The organism is Bradyrhizobium sp. Arg237L, assembly GCF_029990105.1.
GTDB lineage: Bacteria > Pseudomonadota > Alphaproteobacteria > Rhizobiales > Xanthobacteraceae > Bradyrhizobium.
In genome coordinates this window covers 1-290 of the sequence record NZ_JAQMIL010000273.1, presented here as the reverse complement: position 1 = coordinate 290, position 290 = coordinate 1, and the positions used below count along the sequence as shown (strand labels likewise).

Below are 290 nucleotides of genomic sequence, written 5' to 3'. Positions count from 1 at the left end.
CCGTAGGATTCAAAGCCCTGTTCGGCGACGAAGTTGACGCGGCAATCGTCGCACATCTTGATGACGTCGAGCTTGCGCGGCGAATCCTTATACATCCAGTGCTTGCCTTCGAGCTTGGCGACCACGCGCTCGATCGTGCTCTTGACGCCGAACGGCTTGCCGCAGCGGATGCACGAGAATGGCTCTTCCTCCTTGAGGATGCGGGCAGGGGCTCTTGACGCGCCGAAATCGAGCCGCGGCACCAGCGTGATCACCTTCTCCGGACAGGTCGACTTGCACAGGCCGCACTG

The 290-nt window shown here is 61.4% G+C and carries 1 pseudogene; it reads right to left on the bottom strand.

Annotated features, from left to right (window positions below):
- A pseudogene (locus tag OZ411_RS43285) lies at window positions 1–290 on the bottom strand (4Fe-4S ferredoxin); the annotation flags it as partial.